The organism is Streptomyces liangshanensis (genome assembly GCF_011694815.1).
Classification (GTDB): domain Bacteria; phylum Actinomycetota; class Actinomycetes; order Streptomycetales; family Streptomycetaceae; genus Streptomyces; species Streptomyces liangshanensis.
The window spans coordinates 2,010,580-2,030,000 of the sequence record NZ_CP050177.1 but is presented as its reverse complement, the minus strand read 5'-3'; the positions used below and the strand labels follow the sequence as shown (position 1 = coordinate 2,030,000).

9 protein-coding genes, 1 tRNA gene and 2 rRNA genes (1 of these 12 running past the window's edge) are annotated in these 19,421 nt (G+C 69.8%); 11 read left to right on the top strand and 1 reads right to left on the bottom strand.

The window, feature by feature from the left end; genetic code table 11:
• The 4 genes from HA039_RS08535 to HA039_RS08520 form a co-directional block, all read left to right on the top strand.
• Nucleotides 1-1,085: ribosomal RNA gene (locus HA039_RS08535) — 23S ribosomal RNA — on the top strand; it begins 2,039 nt to the left of the window's first position.
• Between the two features lie 80 nt (nucleotides 1,086-1,165).
• A 5S ribosomal RNA gene (gene rrf / locus HA039_RS08530) occupies nucleotides 1,166-1,282 on the top strand.
• A gap of 48 nt (nucleotides 1,283-1,330) precedes the next feature.
• A tRNA-Thr gene (locus HA039_RS08525) sits at nucleotides 1,331-1,406 on the top strand.
• Between the two features lie 170 nt (nucleotides 1,407-1,576).
• A complete protein-coding gene (locus HA039_RS08520) occupies nucleotides 1,577-2,959 on the top strand; it encodes an FG-GAP-like repeat-containing protein (protein ID WP_167026182.1) in 1,383 nt (460 codons plus the stop codon).
• Between the two features lie 10 nt (nucleotides 2,960-2,969).
• Here the strand turns inward: HA039_RS08520 and HA039_RS08515 are convergent, their stop codons facing one another.
• The gene (locus tag HA039_RS08515) at nucleotides 2,970-5,621 is read right to left on the bottom strand and encodes a SpoIIE family protein phosphatase (RefSeq protein ID WP_167026179.1); all 2,652 of its coding nucleotides are present in this window, start codon (nucleotides 5,619-5,621) and stop codon (nucleotides 2,970-2,972) included.
• A gap of 269 nt (nucleotides 5,622-5,890) precedes the next feature.
• Between HA039_RS08515 and HA039_RS08510 the strand changes: the two genes are divergently transcribed.
• From HA039_RS08510 to HA039_RS08480, 7 genes are all read left to right on the top strand, one after another.
• Nucleotides 5,891-11,404: a HAMP domain-containing protein gene (locus HA039_RS08510; RefSeq protein WP_208298569.1), complete on the top strand. Its 5,514-nt coding sequence runs from the start codon at nucleotides 5,891-5,893 to the stop codon at nucleotides 11,402-11,404.
• A 277-nt stretch (nucleotides 11,405-11,681) separates the two neighbouring features.
• The gene (locus HA039_RS08505; RefSeq protein WP_167026176.1) at nucleotides 11,682-12,350 is read left to right on the top strand and encodes a response regulator; all 669 of its coding nucleotides are present in this window, start codon (nucleotides 11,682-11,684) and stop codon (nucleotides 12,348-12,350) included.
• 138 nt (nucleotides 12,351-12,488) lie between these two features.
• Nucleotides 12,489-15,422, top strand: coding sequence for an FtsK/SpoIIIE family DNA translocase (locus HA039_RS08500; protein ID WP_208298568.1), 2,934 nt, complete (start codon nucleotides 12,489-12,491; stop codon nucleotides 15,420-15,422).
• A 244-nt stretch (nucleotides 15,423-15,666) separates the two neighbouring features.
• A complete protein-coding gene (locus HA039_RS08495; RefSeq protein WP_167026170.1) occupies nucleotides 15,667-16,497 on the top strand; it encodes a helix-turn-helix domain-containing protein in 831 nt (276 codons plus the stop codon).
• A 49-nt stretch (nucleotides 16,498-16,546) separates the two neighbouring features.
• Nucleotides 16,547-18,097, top strand: a complete 1,551-nt coding sequence (gene rimO / locus HA039_RS08490; protein ID WP_167026167.1) for a 30S ribosomal protein S12 methylthiotransferase RimO — start codon at nucleotides 16,547-16,549, stop codon at nucleotides 18,095-18,097.
• Nucleotides 18,094-18,846, top strand: coding sequence for a CDP-diacylglycerol--glycerol-3-phosphate 3-phosphatidyltransferase (gene pgsA / locus HA039_RS08485; RefSeq protein ID WP_167026164.1), 753 nt, complete (start codon nucleotides 18,094-18,096; stop codon nucleotides 18,844-18,846). The genes rimO and pgsA overlap by 4 nt, the downstream gene beginning before the upstream one ends.
• On the top strand, nucleotides 18,843-19,355 hold the full coding sequence (locus HA039_RS08480; protein WP_167026161.1) for a CinA family protein: 513 nt from the start codon (nucleotides 18,843-18,845) through the stop codon (nucleotides 19,353-19,355). Before pgsA ends, HA039_RS08480 begins: the two co-directional genes overlap by 4 nt.
• Nucleotides 19,356-19,421 lie beyond the last annotated feature (66 nt).

Sequence of the window (19,421 nt, the reverse complement as noted above, 5' to 3'; positions counted from 1 at the left end):
ACTGACGCCTGCCCGGTGCTGGAACGTTAAGGGGACCGGTTAGTCACATTTCGGTGTGGCGAAGCTGAGAACTTAAGCGCCAGTAAACGGCGGTGGTAACTATAACCATCCTAAGGTAGCGAAATTCCTTGTCGGGTAAGTTCCGACCTGCACGAATGGCGTAACGACTTCTCGACTGTCTCAACCATAGGCCCGGTGAAATTGCACTACGAGTAAAGATGCTCGTTTCGCGCAGCAGGACGGAAAGACCCCGGGACCTTTACTATAGTTTGATATTGGTGTTCGGTTCGGCTTGTGTAGGATAGGTGGGAGACTGTGAAGCTTGGACGCCAGTTCAGGTGGAGTCGTCGTTGAAATACCACTCTGGTCGTGCTGGATGTCTAACCTGGGTCCGTGATCCGGATCAGGGACAGTGTCTGATGGGTAGTTTAACTGGGGCGGTTGCCTCCTAAAGAGTAACGGAGGCGCCCAAAGGTTCCCTCAGCCTGGTTGGTAATCAGGTGTTGAGTGTAAGTGCACAAGGGAGCTTGACTGTGAGACCGACGGGTCGAGCAGGGACGAAAGTCGGGACTAGTGATCCGGCGGTGGCTTGTGGAAGCGCCGTCGCTCAACGGATAAAAGGTACCCCGGGGATAACAGGCTGATCTTCCCCAAGAGTCCATATCGACGGGATGGTTTGGCACCTCGATGTCGGCTCGTCGCATCCTGGGGCTGGAGTCGGTCCCAAGGGTTGGGCTGTTCGCCCATTAAAGCGGTACGCGAGCTGGGTTTAGAACGTCGTGAGACAGTTCGGTCCCTATCCGCTGTGCGCGTAGGAGTTTTGAGAAGGGCTGTCCCTAGTACGAGAGGACCGGGACGGACGAACCTCTGGTGTGCCAGTTGTTCTGCCAAGGGCATGGCTGGTTGGCTACGTTCGGGAGGGATAACCGCTGAAAGCATCTAAGCGGGAAGCCTGCTTCGAGATGAGAACTCCCACCCCCATGAGGGGTTAAGGCTCCCAGTAGACGACTGGGTTGATAGGCCAGATGTGGAAGACCGGTAACGGTTGAAGCTGACTGGTACTAATAGGCCGAGGGCTTGTCCTCAGTTGCTCGCGTCCACTGTGTTAGTTCTGAAGTAACGAAGAGCCGTGTTGTCATCCAGCTTTTCGAGATCTTCATAGTGTTTCGGTGGTCATTGCGCGAGGGAAACGCCCGGTTACATTCCGAACCCGGAAGCTAAGCCTCGTAGCGCCGATGGTACTGCAGGGGGGACCCTGTGGGAGAGTAGGACGCCGCCGAACAATCTTTGTGGGATTGCCCCGCACCTCATGGTGCGGGGCATCTCTCAAGCCCCAATAGCTCAGTCGGTAGAGCGTCTCCATGGTAAGGAGAAGGTCTGCGGTTCGATTCCGCATTGGGGCTCCACAGTTGAACAAGAAGGCCCCCGCCTATGGCGGGGGCCTTCTTGCGTTCCGGCCCCAGGTGAACGAGAGGTGGCGGGGCGGCGTACAACCGTTGGCGGGTGGTGCGGGTCTTGTTGGGTGCCGAGCGCGTGAGACTCGCGGCCAACCGCTCGCCATCCCAAGGGGTTTGCCTTGTCCTCCCATAGATTCCACCTGTCCGCCGCCACTGTCGCCGCCGTGGTCATCGCCGTGACGGGCGCCGCCCCCGCGGTGTCCTACGCCGCGGACACCTCCGCCGGCGCCCGGGCCCTCGACGCCCCCGCGTCCACGCGGGCCGACTTCGACGGTGACGGATACCCCGACGTGGCGATCGCCGCCCCGGGCGGCACCGTCAACGGCCAGGCCGGCGCCGGGTACATAGCCGTGGTCTACGGCATGGCCGACGGCCCCGACGGCGTCAAGCGCCAGATCATCAGCCAGGACCGGTACGCGATCCCCGGCACCTCGGAGGCCGGCGACGGCTTCGGCGGCAACCTCACCGCCGCCGACCTGGACGGGGACGGGTACACCGACCTGATCGTGGGCACCCCCGGCGAGGACATCGGCAGCACGCCGGACGCCGGGCTGCACACCGTCCTGTGGGGAGGCGTCGGCGGACTCGCCACCGCCGCGAACGTCGGCCAGGGCCGGTCGGAGACCCGCGCCGGGGACTTCGACGGGGACGGGCACCTGGACCTCGCGACCGCCGACGGGATGAAGTACGGGCCGATCAGCCGCGAAGGTGTCGCGGCCCGCACCGGACCCCTCGCCGACGTGAACGTCCCCGTGAACGTCATGGAATCCGGCGACGTCGACGGCGACGGCAGGACCGACCTCGTGGTCGGCACCGGCTCCGCGGACCAGGTCGGTCTCCGCCTGCTCAAGGGCACCGCGAACGGCCTGGTCGCGGGGGACCTCGTCGCCGCGCCCGACACCGTGTCCGCGGAGAGCGTCGCCCTCGGCGACATCGACGGTGACGGCCGGCAGGACGTCGTCTTCGGCCGCCCCACCGCCGCCGGCGGCGGACTGGTGGGCGTGGTGCGGGGCACCGCCACCGGGCTCGCCCCGCGCGCCACCCTCATCGGCCAGGACACTGCCGACGTCCCCGGCACGGGGGAGAGCGGTGACCGCTTCGGGACCGACGTCTCCGTCGGAGACGTCACCGGTGACGGTTACGCGGACGTCGTCGCCGGTGTCCCCGGCGAAGACCTGGGTGAGCTGACCGACGCGGGCAACTTCACCGTGCTCCGGGGCAGCGCGGCCGGCCTCACCGGAGCCGGATCCCAGTCGTTCAGCCAGGACACGGCCGGCGTGCCGGGCGCGGCGGAGAACGGTGACCGGTTCGGGACCCGTACCGCCGTCGTCGGACGGTACGTCGCGGTCGGGGCGCCCGCCGAGAACACCGGCAACGGGTCCGTGTGGGTCCTCCCCGGCACCGCCGCGGGGCTCACCGGGACCGGCTCGGTGACCTTCGGTCCTGGCACGCTCGCCGCGCCCGTGACCGGCGCGCGCTTCGGAGCCGCCTTCCACCGCTGACGACGCGCCCTCAGGCGAGGTGCGGTTCCGGGATGCGCAGGGTGAGGATCGCCATGTCGTCCGAGGCCGGTTCCGCCGCGAAACGTTCCACCGCGCGCAGGATGCGGGACGCGACCGCACCCGCCGTGAGGCCCGTGCACGTCGCGAGGACGTCCGCCAGGCCGTCGTCGCCCAACATCCGGGTGCCCTCGCGGCGTTCGGTGACACCGTCCGTGACGCAGAGGAGGACGTCACCCGGATCGAGGGTGATGACCTCCTCGTACAGCTCCAGGTCCTCCATGACGCCCAGCAACGGCTGCGGTTCGGCGGCCGGTTCGACCGTGCCGTCGGGGCGCAGCCGCAGAGGGAGGGGGTGGCCGGCGCAGACGATCTTGAGGACCGCGCTGCCGTCCTCCTGGGGCCACAACTCCCCGTAGAGCAGGGTGAGGAAGCGGCTGCGGGCGCCCTCGTCGAGGATCGCGGTGTTCAGGCGTTCGAGGACGGCGGGTCCGGCGAAGCCCTCGCGGGCCAGCAGGCGCAGGGCGTGGCGGGCGAGGCCGGTGACCGCCGCGGCCTCGGGGCCCGTACCGCAGACGTCGCCGATGGCGAAGCCGTACGCGCCGTCGCGGATGGGGAAGAGGTCGTAGAAGTCGCCGCCGACCTCGTTGCCCTCGCCCGCGGCGCGGTAGATGACCTCGACCTCGACGCCGGGGATCTGGGGGAGGCCCGGGGGCAGGAGGCTGCGTTGCAGGGCCTGGCTGATCGCGGTGCGCTCCGAGTAGAGGCGGGCGTTGTCGAGGGCGAGGGCGGCCCGGCGGGAGAGGTCCTCGGCGAGTTCGAGGATCTCCTGCCGGAAGTGGTCGTCGGAGGGTTTGCCGAGGGTCAGCATGCCGATGACGCGGTTGCGGGCGACGAGGGGGAGGACGACGGTCTCGCCGCCGACGGCGGCCGCCGTGGCCAGGGTCGTACCGATGCCGGAGGAGACCGGTGCGGAGCCGCCGCCCAGCTCGCGCATGGAGGTACGGAGGGCGGCCTCGTGCGCGGCGGCCGCGGGGGCGGTCCAGATGCGGGCGCCGGGGGTGGGGACCGGTTCGGGTGGGTCGATCTTGCCGAGGAGGGCCTTGAGGCCGTCGATGCGCTCCTCGTCCTCGTGCAGGACGTAGGAGAGGTACGGGTCCGAGGACTGGTCGGCGATGGTGTAGACGGCGCACCAGGTGGCGAGGGTGGGGACGGTCATCTGGGCCATGAGGGCGAGGGTCTGGTCGCGGTCCAGGGTGCCGGCGAGCAGGTCGGAGGCCTCGACGAGGAAGGACAAGGAGCCTCGGCGGAGGCGTTCGAGCTCGCCTAGGCGGGCGGACTCGACGGCGAGGGCGATGCGGTCGGCGGCGAACTGGAGGCGGAGCGCTTCTTCGTTCGAGTAGCGGCCGGCGGCTTCGGCGGCGACGCCGAGGGAGCCGGTGAGGCGGCCCTCGACCTTGAGGGGGACGGTGACGACGGAGCGCATGCCGGTGCCGCCGAGGAGCGGGACGGCCCCGGGGACGGCGATGAGGTCTTCGTGGACGGCGGGCATGCGGGCGGAGCCGTAGCGTCCGGTGCCGGCTTCGACGGGGACGCGGGCGAAGCGCTGGCGGGCGGAGGGGAGGCCGGTGCTGGCGCGTACCTCCAGCTCGGTCTCGTCGTCGGTGGCGAGGAGGAGGAAGGCGGCGTCGCCGTCGAGCATGTCGCGCGCGCGTTCGACGGTGCGCTGGAGGAGGCCGTCGAGGTCGTCGGGGGCGGGGGAGCCGATGAAGACCTCGAAGGGGTCGGCGGCGCGGTTCTCGGAGCCGACCTCGGTGGAGGGGGCGCGGGGCGGGGTCTGGATGACGGCGCGTTCGTGGTCGCGTACGAGGAGGCAGACGGTGGACGGTTCGCCGTGGGTGTCGCGGACCCTGAGGTGGGAGGCGTAGACGGCGATGACCCGGCCGTCGGCGACGCGCATGCCGTAGCTGCCCTCCCAGCGGGAGAGCTGGAGGGCCTCGGCGATGCCGGTGCCGAGGCCGGGGGTGTGCGGCCAGGCCGCGAAGTCGGTGAGGGGTTTGCCGAGGACATGGTCCGCGGTGTGTCCGAACATATGCTCGGCGTCCTCGTTCCAGTTGACGACGGTGCCGGTGGCGTCGATCTGGACGACGGCGACCCGGACGCGTTCGTCGGCGACGGGGAGCAGACTGGTGGGCAGGACGGGTCCCGCGGAGCGGGTGCCGATGGCGCGCTCGGGCAGGTCGAGCTGGAACCAGACCTGTTTGTACGTGGGGGTGTACTCGACGCCCCAGCGGGAGGCGAGGGCCGCGCAGAGCAGCAGTCCCCGGCCGTTCTCGCTGTCGGGGCTGGCGAAGGCGTGTCCGGTGCCCTGTATGGGCACCTCGCGCTCGGGGTAGCGGTCGGCGACCTCGACGCGGACCCCGTCCTCCGTACGGAGGCAGAGGACGTCGGCGGAGGTACCGGCATGGACGACCGCGTTGGTGACGAGTTCGCTGGTGAGGACGACGGCGTCGTCCACCACGTCGGAGTGTCCCCAGCCCTGGAGGGTGTCGCGGACAAAGGCGCGGGCGGTCGCGACGGACCGTCCGACCGGTTCGAAGGTGGCAGCCGCCCGGGCGGTGATCACAGAACTCCTCGTACGCGTGTCGATACCCGGCTCCGCCATGATCGGCCCCGCCCCTCCAGGCGCCCGGTGGTAGTACCTTCGCCACACCACCCCCGCCGGGCGGACCGGGGCGGTTGGACAGCCGGATGCCAGGTTACTTACCTTCACGGTCCGAGCGGATGCCGGTTGCAACTGTTTCCGTCCCCCGGTTGCGGGGACCCTATGCGAAGCTGCCGATCTGTTATGGCCTGGTTGGGCCGGGGTGAAACACTGGGCAGGCTCTTGGAGACAGCCCGGGCAGTACGTTCGAACCCTGCGGGAGGGACACGGTGGAGTCTGGCGTGGCGGCGCGTGGCGTGAACACGCGCGCGAAAGGCGGACGGTCCCGGAACAACGGGACCACCGAGGTGGACTCGGCGGAGCTGAACAGACTGCTGTCCGCCCTGGTGGCGATGCGTGACGGCAACTTCCGTAAGAGGTTGACGGTCTCCGGTGACGACGAGATGGCGGAGATCGCGGCCGTCTTCAACGAGGTCGCGGACCGGAATCTGCATCTGACCGGTGAGCTGGCGCGGGTGCGGCGCATGGTGGGCCGGGAGGGGAAGCTCACGGAGCGCCTGGAGACGGGGGCCTGTGAGGGGTCCTGGGCGACGGCCATCGACGCGTCGAACGCGCTGGTCGACGACCTGGCGCGGCCGGTGTCCGAGGTGGGCCGGGTGCTGTCGGCGGTCGCCGAGGGTGATCTTGAGCAGCGGATGGAGCTGCGCTCGCAGTCGGAGGACGGCGCGGAGCGGCCGCTGCGCGGCGAGTTCCTCAAGGTGGCCCGTACGGTCAACAACCTGGTCGACCAGTTGTCCGCGTTCACCGACGAGGTGACGCGGGTGGCGCTGGAGGTCGGTACGGAGGGCAAACTCGGCGGTCAGGCCAAGGTGCGCGGCATGTCCGGGTCCTGGAAGGACCTGACGGACTCCGTCAACACGATGGCGTACCGGTTGACCGCGCAGGTGCGTGACATTGCTCTCGTCACGACGGCGGTGGCCAAGGGGGATCTGTCCCGCAAGGTCACGGTGCACGTGGCGGGCGAGATGCTCCAGCTGAAGAACACCGTGAACACGATGGTGGACCAGCTGTCGTCGTTCTCCTCCGAGGTCACGCGCGTGGCCCGGGAGGTCGGTACGGAGGGTGAGCTGGGCGGTCAGGCGACCGTGCCGGGGGTGGCGGGGGTCTGGAAGGACCTCACCGACTCGGTGAACACGATGGCGGGGAACCTGACGAACCAGGTGCGGGGCATCGCCGAGGTGACCACGGCGGTCGCCAACGGTGACCTGTCGCAGAAGGTGACGGTGAGCGCGCGCGGCGAGGTGGCGCAACTCGCCGAGACGATCAACCAGATGACCGAGACGCTGCGTACGTTCGCCGACGAGGTGACGCGGGTGGCGAGCGAGGTCGGTGCCTCGGGTGTGCTGGGCGGTCAGGCGCAGGTGCCGGGGGCGGCGGGGACGTGGAAGGACCTGACGGACTCGGTCAACACGGTCTTCCGGAACCTGACGACGCAGGTGCGGGACATCGCGCAGGTGACGACGGCGGTCGCGAACGGTGACCTGTCGCAGAAGGTCACCGTGGATGTCGCGGGCGAGATGCTGGAGCTGAAGAACACCGTCAACACGATGGTCGACCAGCTCCAGTCGTTCGGTTCGGAGGTGACGCGGGTCGCGCGGGAGGTCGGCGTCGAGGGCCGGCTCGGCGGGCAGGCGGAGGTGCCGGGCGCGGCGGGGACGTGGAAGGACCTGACGGACTCGGTGAACACCGCGTTCCGTAACCTCACCGGCCAGGTGCGGGACATCGCGCAGGTGACGACGGCGGTCGCCAACGGTGACCTGTCGCAGAAGGTCACGGTCAACGTGGCCGGCGAGATGCTGGAGCTCAAGAACACCGTCAACACGATGGTGTCGCAGCTGTCGTCGTTCGCCGACCAGGTGACGCGGATGGCGCGGGACGTGGGCACGGAGGGCCGGCTCGGCGGCCAGGCGCGGGTGGACGGCGTCAGCGGTACGTGGAAGGAGCTGACGGACTCCGTCAACTTCATGGCGGGGAACCTGACCGACCAGGTCCGCCAGATCGCCCAGGTGACGACGGCGGTGGCGCGGGGCGACCTGTCGCAGAAGATCGACGTGGACGCCCGGGGCGAGATCCTGGAGCTCAAGAACACGATCAACACGATGGTCGACCAGTTGTCGGCCTTCGCGGAGCAGGTGACGCGGGTCGCCCGCGAGGTGGGGACGGACGGCCGGCTCGGCGGGCAGGCGCAGGTGCCGGGTGTCGCCGGTGTGTGGCGTGACCTGACGGACTCCGTGAACGGGATGGCGGGGAACCTGACCGCCCAGGTCCGCAACATCGCGCAGGTCGCCACGGCGGTCGCGCGCGGTGACCTGTCGCAGAAGATCGACGTGGACGCGCGGGGCGAGATCCTGGAGTTGAAGAACACCCTCAACACCATGGTGGACCAGCTGTCGAACTTCGCCGAGCAGGTCACGAGGGTGGCCCGCGAGGTGGGCACCGAGGGCATGCTCGGCGGCCAGGCCGAGGTCCAGGGGGTGTCCGGTACGTGGAAGGACCTCACCCAGTCCGTCAACTTCATGGCGAACAACCTGACGTCGCAGGTGCGCAACATCGCGGAGGTGACGACGGCGGTCGCCAAGGGCGATCTGTCGAAGAAGATCACCGTCGACGCGAAGGGCGAGATCCTCGACCTGGTCACGACCGTCAACACCATGGTCGACCAGTTGCTCAACTTCGCCGACGAGGTGACCAGGGTCGCCCGTGAGGTGGGTACGGAGGGCATCCTCGGCGGTCAGGCCCGGGTGCGGGGGGTCACCGGGATCTGGAAGGACCTCAGCGACAACGTCAACACCATGGCCAACAACCTGACCAGCCAGGTGCGGAACATCTCGCGGGTGTCGTCGGCGGTCGCCAACGGTGACCTGACGAAGAAGGTGACGGTCGAGGCGCGCGGCGAGGTCGCGGAGCTGGCCGACACCGTCAACACGATGGTGACGACCCTGTCGTCGTTCGCCGACGAGGTGACCCGCGTCGCCCGTGAGGTGGGCACGGAAGGGGAGCTGGGCGGCCAGGCGCGGGTGCCGGGTGTCTCCGGTACGTGGAAGGACCTGACCGAGTCGGTGAACTCGATGGCCGACAACCTGACGGGTCAGGTGCGGCAGATCGCGACGGTCACCACCGCCATCGCCAAGGGTGATCTCACCAAGAAGATCGACATCGACGCCCGGGGCGAGATCCTGGAGCTGAAGAACACGATCAACACGATGGTCGACCAGCTGTCGTCGTTCGCCGACCAGGTGACGCGGGTGGCCCGCGAGGTGGGTACGGACGGGCAGTTGGGCGGTCAGGCGCGGGTGCGGGACGTCGACGGCACGTGGCGTGACCTCACCGAGTCCGTGAACGAGATGGCCGGGAACCTGACGCGTCAGGTGCGGGCGATCGCCGGGGTGGCCACGGCGGTGACCCGCGGCGACCTGAGCCTCAAGATCGACGTGGACGCGGCGGGCGAGATCCAGGTCCTCCAGGACAACATCAACACGATGATCGCGAACCTGCGCGACACCACCCTCGCCAACGAGGAGCAGGACTGGCTCAAGGGCAACCTCGCCCGCATCTCGGGCCTGATGCAGGGCCGCCGCGACCTGGACGACGTGGCGTCGCTGATCATGAGCGAGCTGACGCCCGCCGTCTCGGCGCAGCACGGCGCGTTCTTCCTCGCGATGCAGACCGGTACGACGTCCCAGGTGGGCAGCGAGGCCGTCAGGGACAGTTCGTACGAGCTGTGCATGCGCGGCAGTTACGGCTACTCGGCGGGCGCGATGCCCACGGCCTTCCGGCCGGGCGAGACGCTCATCGGCACGGCCGCCGAGGAGAAGCGCACGATCCAGGTCAACGTACCGCCGGGGTATCTCAAGATCTCGTCCGGCCTGGGCGAGGCGTCGCCGGCGCACGTGATCGTGCTGCCGGTGCTCTTCGAGGGGAAGGTCCTCGGGGTGATCGAGCTGGCGTCGTTCCAGCCGTTCACCCAGATCCAGCGGGACTTCCTGAACCAGATCGCCGAGATGATCGCGACGAGCGTCAACACGATCAGCGTCAACTCCAAGACGGAGGTGCTCCTCAAGCAGTCGCAGGAGCTGACGGAACAGCTGCGGGAGCGGTCGGCGGAGCTGGAGAACCGGCAGAAGGCGCTCCAGGAGTCCAACGCGGAGCTGGAGGAGAAGGCCGAGCTGCTGGCCCGGCAGAACCGCGACATCGAGGTGAAGAACACCGAGATCGAAGAGGCCAGGCAGGTGCTGGAGGAGCGGGCCGAGCAGCTCGCGGTCTCGATGCGCTACAAGTCGGAGTTCCTGGCGAACATGTCGCACGAGCTGCGGACGCCGCTCAACTCGCTGCTCATCCTGGCGAAGCTGCTCGCCGACAACGCGGAGACGAACCTGTCGCCGAAGCAGGTGGAGTTCGCGGAGACGATCCACGGGGCCGGGTCCGACCTGCTCCAGCTGATCAACGACATCCTCGACCTGTCGAAGGTCGAGGCGGGCAAGATGGACGTCAGCCCGACCAGGATCGCGCTGGTCCAGCTGGTCGACTACGTGGAGGCGACGTTCCGGCCGCTCACCGCGGAGAAGGGGCTCGACTTCTCCGTACGGGTCTCGCCGGAGCTGCCCGCGACCCTGCACACCGACGAGCAGCGGCTGTTGCAGGTGCTGCGCAACCTGCTGTCGAACGCGGTGAAGTTCACCGACAGCGGGGCCGTGGAGCTGGTGATCCGGCCGGCCGGTTCCGATGTGCCGGACGCCATCAGGGAGCAGCTGTTGGAGGCCGGTTCGCTGCGGGACGCGGACGGGGACCTGATCGCGTTCTCCGTCACGGACACCGGGATCGGGATCGCGGCGAGCAAGATGCGGGTGATCTTCGAGGCGTTCAAGCAGGCGGACGGGACGACCAGCCGCAAGTACGGCGGTACGGGCCTGGGCCTGTCGATCAGCCGGGAGATCGCGCGCCTGCTGGGCGGCGAGATCCACGCGGCGAGCGAGCCGGGACGCGGCTCGACGTTCACGCTGTACCTGCCGCTGCACCCCAGCGAACTGCCCCCGCAGGGCTACCAGCAGCTCACCCCGGCCGGCATGGACCCGCAGTCGACGCCGGTGTCGATCGCGTCCGCCGCGGCGGAGACGGTCGGGATGGTGCGCCCCGACAGCGGCCCGCTCTCCCCGGACATGTCCGGGCCCGCCGCGCTGTTCCGCCGCCGCCGCAAGAACGCGGAGGAGGAGGCGCAGGGCCGTACCGCGACCGGGCAGGATCTCCCGGCGCCCGCGGGGGTGCCGCTGGGCCGGGCGGAGACCTGGGCCTCGGGAGCGGCCGGTACGGGCCGCCAGGAGGCGCCGCGGCCGCGCCGGGCGTTCGCCTTCACGCACGAGAAGGTGCTGATCGTGGACGACGACATCCGTAACGTCTTCGCGCTGACGAGTGTGTTGGAGCAGCACGGCCTGTCGGTGCTGTACGCGGAGAACGGCCGGGAGGGCATCGAGGTCCTGGAGCAGCACGACGACGTGACGGTCGTTCTGATGGACATCATGATGCCGGAGATGGACGGGTACGCGACGACGACGGCGATCCGCAGGATGCCCCAGTTCGCCGGCCTGCCGATCATCGCGCTCACGGCCAAGGCCATGAAGGGCGACCGGGAGAAGGCCATCGAATCCGGCGCATCGGACTATGTGACGAAGCCGGTCGATCCGGATCACCTGCTGACGGTGATGGATCAGTGGATGCACAACAAGTGATCGATGTGTGCACGATTGGCCGTGATTCGCTGATCGACTGTGCTCGGAGGGGTGTGAGGCCGCAGGATGCGGGGAACCTTCTGGTCTCCCGCGACGTTTCAGGTTCGTGCACAGTGACATCACGGTGACAGGGTGTGGCGACGGGCGAGGTGCGGCTACGATGACCGGCACAAGGACGGACGGCGTAGCGGAGACGTCCCCTGGGACGGCGCCCGGTGCTGTTCCGAGCTCCACGAGCAGGGGACGCCCCATGCCGGGGCGAGGAGGGCGGGCGGCCATGGTGCAGAAGGCCAAGATCCTCCTGGTCGATGACCGGCCGGAGAATCTGCTGGCGCTGGAGGCCATTCTCTCCGCGCTCGATCAGACGCTGGTGCGGGCATCGTCAGGGGAGGAAGCGCTCAAGGCGCTTCTGACGGACGACTTCGCGGTCATTCTGCTGGATGTCCAGATGCCGGGGATGGACGGATTCGAGACCGCCGCGCACATCAAGCGCCGGGAGCGGACCCGGGACATCCCGATCATCTTCCTCACGGCGATCAACCACGGCCCCCACCACACCTTCCGGGGGTACGCGGCGGGCGCGGTGGACTACATCTCGAAGCCGTTCGACCCCTGGGTGCTGCGCGCCAAGGTGTCGGTGTTCGTCGAGCTGTACATGAAGAACTGCCAGTTGAAGGAGCAGGCCGAGCTGCTCAGGCGGCAGCTCGCCGGGGCGGGCGAGGTCAGGGAGCCCGGCGGGGTGCTGGCCGAGCTGTCCGCGCGGCTCGCCGCCGTCGAGGAGCAGGCCGAGGCGCTGTCCAAGCAGCTCGACGACGACTCCGCCGACGCGTCCGCGGTGGCGACCGCGGCGCACCTGGAGCGCAAACTCACCGGCCTGCGGCGGGCGCTGGACGCGCTGGAGCCCGGCGCGGGCAGCGGCCCCGCCGTCCTCCCCTCCCAGAACTGACCTGCGCGGTCCTGTCCGTACGGCGGCTGAGGGCGCGTCAGATCCGGTACGGGCCGGGCCGCGCCGAGCGCCCGACACGATCGGGTGAAGCGGTGGGCACACGTGTCCGCGGGCGTGCACACCGGTAACCTCACCACCATGGCCTCACGTACGTCCGGCAAGGGCTCCCAGGACACGGCGGGCACCGCGAAGCCGCGCGCCGGCCGTACGACCGGCGCCGCGAAGGCGGCGCCCGCGAAGACGACGGCGAAGACCGCGGCGAAGAAGACGGTGGCGAAGAAGCCCCCGGCCCCCAAGAAGGCCCCGGCGAAGAAGGCCCCCGCGAAGAAGGCGGCCGCCCGGCCCGTACCCAAGCCCGCGCCGTCCCCCACCGGGGGCGTGTTCTGGCTCGTGCGCACGCTCTGGCTCGGGGCGGCCCACGGCGTCGGGGCGGTCTTCCGCGGCATAGGGCGGGGCGCGAAGGGGCTCGACCCGGCCCACCGCAAGGACGGCGTGGCGCTGCTGCTCCTCGGCATCTCCCTCGTCGTCGCGGCCGGTACGTGGTCGAACCTGCAAGGGCCGGTCGGCGACCTGGTCGAGATGCTCGTCACCGGCGCCTTCGGCCGCCTGGACCTGCTCTTCCCGATACTGCTGGGCGCCGTCGCCGTGCGGCTGATCCTCTACCCGGAGCGTCCCGAGGCCAACGGACGGATCGTCATCGGCCTGTCCGCGCTGGTCCTCGGGGTGCTCGGGCTGGTCCACATCGCCTGTGGCGCGCCGGGCCGCGACCAGGGCACCGAGGCGATGCAGGACGCGGGCGGGCTCATCGGCTGGGCCGCCTCCAAGCCCCTGATCTTCACCGTGGGCGAGGTGCTCGCCGTACCGCTGCTCTTCCTGCTGACCGTGTTCGGCCTGCTGGTCGTCACCGCCACCCCCGTCAACGCCGTCCCGCAGCGGCTGCGGCTGCTCGCCGCCCGGCTCGGGATCGTCGACCCGCCGCCCTCCCTCGTGTCGGACGACGTCGAGCCCGTCGAGTTCGAGGACGACGAGCGGTACGAGGACCAGTGGCGCGAGGCGCTGCCCCCCGGCGCACGCGCGGCGGGCGCACGCCGGAGCGCGGCGGACGTGCACGACCCGCACCGGGCCGAGGCCGAGGCGCTCTCGCGCCGCAGGCGCCGCCGGGGCGCGGGCGGGAGCGCACTGGGCCGGCCGATGGACGCCGTCGACGTGGCCGCCGCCGCGGCCGCGGCGCTGGACGGAGCCGTACTCAACGGGATGCCGCCCTCACCGATCGTCGCGGACCTCACCCAGGGCGTCTCCGTGACCGGCGCACGCCGGCGCGGGGAGGAGCGGTCCGAGGACGAGGCACAGGACGTGCCGGAGGGGCGCGAGGGTCAGGAGGGCCACGGCGACCAGGATCCGCAGGACGCCCAGGACGGCCCCCGGGACGAAGCCCCCGCCCCCGGCGAGGGAGAGGCCCCCGCCGAGCGCTCCGTGCCCGTACCGACGGCCCGTGCGGGGCAGCGGCCGCTGCCCGTCGTCGCCGACCTGACCAAACCCCCGCCCGCCGAGGACCGCCCGCTCCCCGCCCGCGCCGAACAGCTCCAGCTCCGCGGCGACATCACGTACGCGCTGCCCTCGCTCGACCTGCTGGAGCGCGGCGGCCCCGGCAAGACCCGCAGCGCCGCCAACGACGCCGTCGTCCACTCCCTCACCAACGTGTTCATGGAGTTCAAGGTCGACGCGACCGTCACCGGCTTCACCCGGGGCCCGACGGTCACCCGTTACGAGGTCCAGCTCGGCCCGGCCGTGAAGGTCGAGCGCATCACGGCCCTCGCCAAGAACATCGCCTACGCCGTGGCCAGCCCCGACGTGCGGATCATCTCCCCGATCCCCGGCAAGTCCGCCGTCGGCATCGAGATCCCGAACTCCGACCGCGAGATGGTCAACCTCGGGGACGTGCTGCGCCTCGCGGACGCCGCCGAGGACGACCACCCGATGCTCGTCGCGCTCGGCAAGGACGTCGAGGGCGGCTACGTGATGTCGAACCTCACCAAGATGCCCCACCTGCTGGTCGCCGGCGCCACCGGCTCGGGAAAGTCGTCCTGCATCAATGGCCTGATCACGTCGGTCATGGTCAGGGCGACCCCCGAGGACGTCCGGATGGTCCTCGTCGACCCCAAGCGCGTCGAGCTCACCGCGTACGAGGGCATCCCGCACCTGATCACGCCGATCATCACCAACCCGAAGCGGGCCGCCGAGGCCCTCCAGTGGGTGGTGCGGGAGATGGACCTGCGGTACGACGACCTCGCCGCGTACGGCTACCGCCACATCGACGACTTCAACGCGGCGGTACGGGCCGGCAAGATCAAGCTGCCCGAGGGCAGCGAGCGCGAGCTGTCGCCGTACCCGTACCTCCTGGTCATCGTGGACGAGCTGGCCGACCTGATGATGGTCGCGCCGCGTGACGTGGAGGACTCCATCGTCCGCATCACCCAGCTGGCCCGCGCCGCCGGCATCCATCTGGTGCTCGCCACCCAGCGGCCCTCGGTGGACGTCGTGACCGGTCTGATCAAGGCGAACGTGCCCTCGCGGCTCGCGTTCTCGACCTCCTCGCTCGCCGACAGCCGGGTCATCCTCGACCAGCCCGGCGCCGAGAAGCTCATCGGCAAGGGGGACGGGCTCTACCTGCCGATGGGCGCCAACAAGCCCACCCGTATGCAGGGCGCCTTCGTGACCGAGGACGAGGTCGCGGCGATCGTCCAGCACTGCAAGGATCAGATGGCACCGGTCTTCCGCGAGGACGTCGTGGTCGGCGCGGCGAAGAAGAAGGAGATCGACGAGGACATCGGCGACGATCTCGACCTGTTGTGCCAGGCGGCCGAACTGGTCGTGTCGACGCAATTCGGTTCCACCTCGATGCTCCAGCGGAAACTGCGTGTCGGATTCGCGAAGGCGGGCAGGCTCATGGATCTGATGGAGTCACGGAACATCGTCGGCCCCAGTGAGGGTTCCAAAGCACGCGATGTCCTGGTGAAGGCGGACGAACTGGATGACGTGCTCGCCGTGATCCGCGGGGAGTCCGTCGTGTAGGGCGCCTCACGGGACCCCTGTGGGGCTTCACAGTGAATTTCGGAGGGAAATGGAACGCAACCGTTTCCCCTGGCCACACGTCAAGTTGGAGTGAGGGAGTGCATGATGTCCCTCACTCCGCCACTCGGACGCCGCGAGGCCATTCCGATGGCGTACAAAGTGCATCCGCCCGGTTGCCCCACCCTTTCGTACCACCCATAGACTGAATGTCCAGCAGGTGGCTACACGCTCGAAAGGCGCCCCCGTGTCCATCGGCAACTCTCCCGACGGCAATGACCCCGACGGTACTTCCCCCCACGACGACCGGCCCACGATCGGTCAGATCCTCCAGCAGGCGCGCATCGCCGCTGATCTGACGGTCGACGAGGTCAGCGGCTCGACCCGGGTGCGCATCCCCATCGTGCACGCGATCGAGCAGGACGACTTCTCCCGCAGCGGCGGCGACGTCTACGCCCGCGGGCACATCCGCATGCTCGCCCAGGCCGTCGGGATCGATCCCGCGCCCCTCCTGGAGCGGTTCGACGCCGACCACGGCGGGCGCCCGGCGCCCACGCCGGCCGCCCCGCTGTTCGAGGCGGAACGGATCCGGCCGGAGCGCCGCCGCCCGAACTGGACCGCCGCCATGGTCGCCGCGATCGTCGCGGTGGTCGGGTTCGTCGGTTTCACCGCCTTCAACGGCACCGAGGACAGCGGCAAGACGAAGACGGCAGCCGAGGGCCCCAAGCCCGCCAAGACCAACACCAAGCCCACCCCCACCAAGTCCGCCGACCCCAAGCCCGTCCCCTCGGACAGCGCCATCGCGGCCGCGCCGCGCGACAAGGTGACCGTCAAGCTCTCCGCCGTGGACGACAAGAGCTGGATCTCGGCCAAGGCGCACAACGGGAAACTGCTGTTCGACGGGCTCCTGCTCAAGGGCGAGTCGAAGACGTTCCAGGACGACGAGCAGATCGACCTGATCCTCGGCAACGCCGGAGCCACCGAGCTCTTCGTCAACGGCAAGAAGGTCAGCGACGCGTTCGAGTCCGGGCAGGTCGAGCGGCTCTCGTACACGCAGGGAGACCCCGAGGTCGGCTGACCCACCCTGCACGGCAGGGGCCGCGGCCGGGACAAAGTAGTCTGATGGCATGCCCGAACGCCGTACCGTCGCCCTTGTCACTCTTGGCTGCGCCCGTAACGAGGTGGACTCGGAGGAGCTTGCAGGCCGCTTGGCAGCGGACGGCTGGGAGCTCGTCCAGGACGCCACGGACGCGGATGTCGCCGTCGTCAACACCTGTGGGTTCGTCGAAGCCGCGAAGAAGGACTCCGTCGACGCCCTGCTGGAGGCCAACGATCTCAAGGCCCACGGCAAGACGCAGGCCGTCGTCGCCGTCGGCTGCATGGCCGAGCGCTACGGCAAGGAACTGGCCGAGGCGCTGCCCGAGGCGGACGGCGTGCTCGGCTTCGACGACTACGCCGACATCTCCGACCGGCTCCAGACCATCCTGAACGGCGGCATCCACGCCTCGCACACGCCCCGCGACCGGCGCAAGCTGCTGCCGCTCAGCCCGGCCGCGCGCCAGGACGCCGCCGGTGTGGCCCTGCCGGGGCACGGCCACGCCGGCGGGGTCGCCACGGTGGCCCCCGCCGTCGCCCCGGACCCCGAGACGCTCCCCGCCGACCTGCCCGCCGGGGTCGCGCCCGCCTCCGGCCCCCGCGCCCCCCTGCGCCGCCGCCTGGACACCAGCCCCGTCGCCTCCGTGAAGCTCGCCTCCGGCTGCGACCGCCGCTGCACCTTCTGCGCCATCCCCTCGTTCCGCGGCTCCTTCATCTCCCGCCGCCCCAGCGACGTGCTCACCGAGACGCGCTGGCTGGCCGACCAGGGCGTCAAGGAGGTCATGCTCGTCTCCGAGAACAACACCTCGTACGGCAAGGACCTCGGCGACATCCGCCTCCTGGAGACGCTGCTGCCCGAGCTGGCGGCCGTCGACGGCATCGAGCGCATCCGGGTCAGCTACCTCCAGCCCGCCGAGATGCGCCCCGGCCTGATCGACGTCCTCACGTCGACGCCCAAGGTCGCCCCGTACTTCGACCTGTCCTTCCAGCACTCCGCGCCGGGCGTGCTGCGCGCGATGCGGCGCTTCGGGGACACCGAGCGCTTCCTCGAACTGCTCGGGACCATCCGGGGCAAGGCCCCGCAGGCCGGAGTGCGCTCGAACTTCATCGTCGGCTTCCCCGGCGAGACCGAAGCCGACTTCGCCGAGCTGGAACGTTTCCTGACCGGTGCCCGGCTCGACGCCATCGGCGTGTTCGGGTACTCGGACGAGGACGGCACCGAGGCCGCCACGTACGCCGACAAGCTGGACCAGGACGTCGTCGACGAGCGGCTGGCGCACCTGTCGCGCCTCGCGGAGGAGCTGACGGCCCAGCGGGCCGAGGAGCGCCTCGGCGAGAGCCTTGAGGTCCTGGTCGAGTCGGTCGCCCCGGAGAGTGATTCCGAGGAGCCCGCGGTGGGCCGCGCGGCGCACCAGGCGCCCGAAACGGACGGACAGGTGATCTTCACCTCCGGCGCCGGTCTGCGTCCCGGCCGTATGGTCGAGGCAAAGGTGGTCGGCACCCAGGGCGTGGACCTGGTCGTCGAGTACTGCGACTTTCCGGGGGACGACCCACGGACCCCGGGTGAGGAGGCGGCCAGATGACCGGAGTCCCGGCGTCCGCTGCGGGCGGTACCGGCGCGAAGCGGGTACCGGCGCCCAAAGGCAAGCTGGGGGCTGCTGCGGTCAATCAGGCCAGCCTGTGGAACATCGCCAACATACTCACCATGGTGCGGCTGGTCCTCGTGCCCGCCTTCGTGGTGCTGCTGTTCCAGGACGGCGGGTACGACCCGGCCTGGCGCGCCTGGGCGTGGGCGGCGTTCGCCGTCGCGATGATCACCGACGTCTTCGACGGCCATCTGGCCCGTACGTACAACCTGGTCACCGACTTCGGGAAGATCGCCGACCCCATCGCCGACAAGGCGATCATGGCGGCGGGGCTGATCAGCCTCTCGGTGCTGGGCGATCTGCCCTGGTGGGTGACGAGCGTCATCCTCGTCCGGGAGATCGGCATCACGCTGATGCGGTTCTGGGTGATCAGACTCGCGGTCATCCCGGCCAGCCGGGGCGGCAAGGCGAAGACCCTGGCGCAGGGTGTGGCCGTGGGGATGTACGTGCTGGCGCTGACGGGGCCGCTGGCGACGCTGCGGTTCTGGGTGATGGCGCTGGCCGTCGTGCTGACGGTGCTCACCGGGCTGGACTACGTACGGGACGCCGTGGTCATCCGGCGGCGCGCGATCGTGGCGCTGCGGGTGGCCGAGGCCGAGGCCGGGGCTGTCGAGGATTCCGGGGCTTCCGGGGATTCGGCGTCCGACGAGGCCGGCGAGAGTGCCGCCGCGGAGTCCACGCGGTGAACGGCGAAGCGGCGCGCGTGCTGGCGCTGCTGGAGGAACGGTCGGCGACGCTCGCCGTCGCGGAGTCCCTGACGGGCGGCCTGGTGGCCGCCGAGCTGACATCGGTGCCGGGCGCCTCCCGGACCTTCCGCGGGTCCGTGACGGCCTACGCGACGGACCTCAAGCGGGACGTCCTGGGCGTCGACGCACCCCTCCTGGCGGAGCGGGGCGCGGTGGATCCCGAGGTCGCGCGGCAGATGGCGGCGGGGGTACGGGACGCGCTGGGCGCCGACTGGGGCGCCGCCACGACCGGGGTCGCGGGTCCGGATCCGCAGGACGGGCAGCCCGTGGGCACCGTCTACGTGGCGGCCGTGGGGCCGGTCGGTCCCGGGAAAGTGGTCGCTCTGCGGTTGAACGGTGACCGGGCGGACATTCGTAAAGAGAGTGTACTCAGCGTGCTGGGACTGCTCCGCAGCGAACTTTCCGGGAACGGGCGGGCACAGGATACGGAACAGAACGGGGGGAATTGATGTTTGCAGCCCTGAGTGAACACCGCATCGCTCCCCGCACGGCCGCGGCGCGAGGCGGTACGGTGG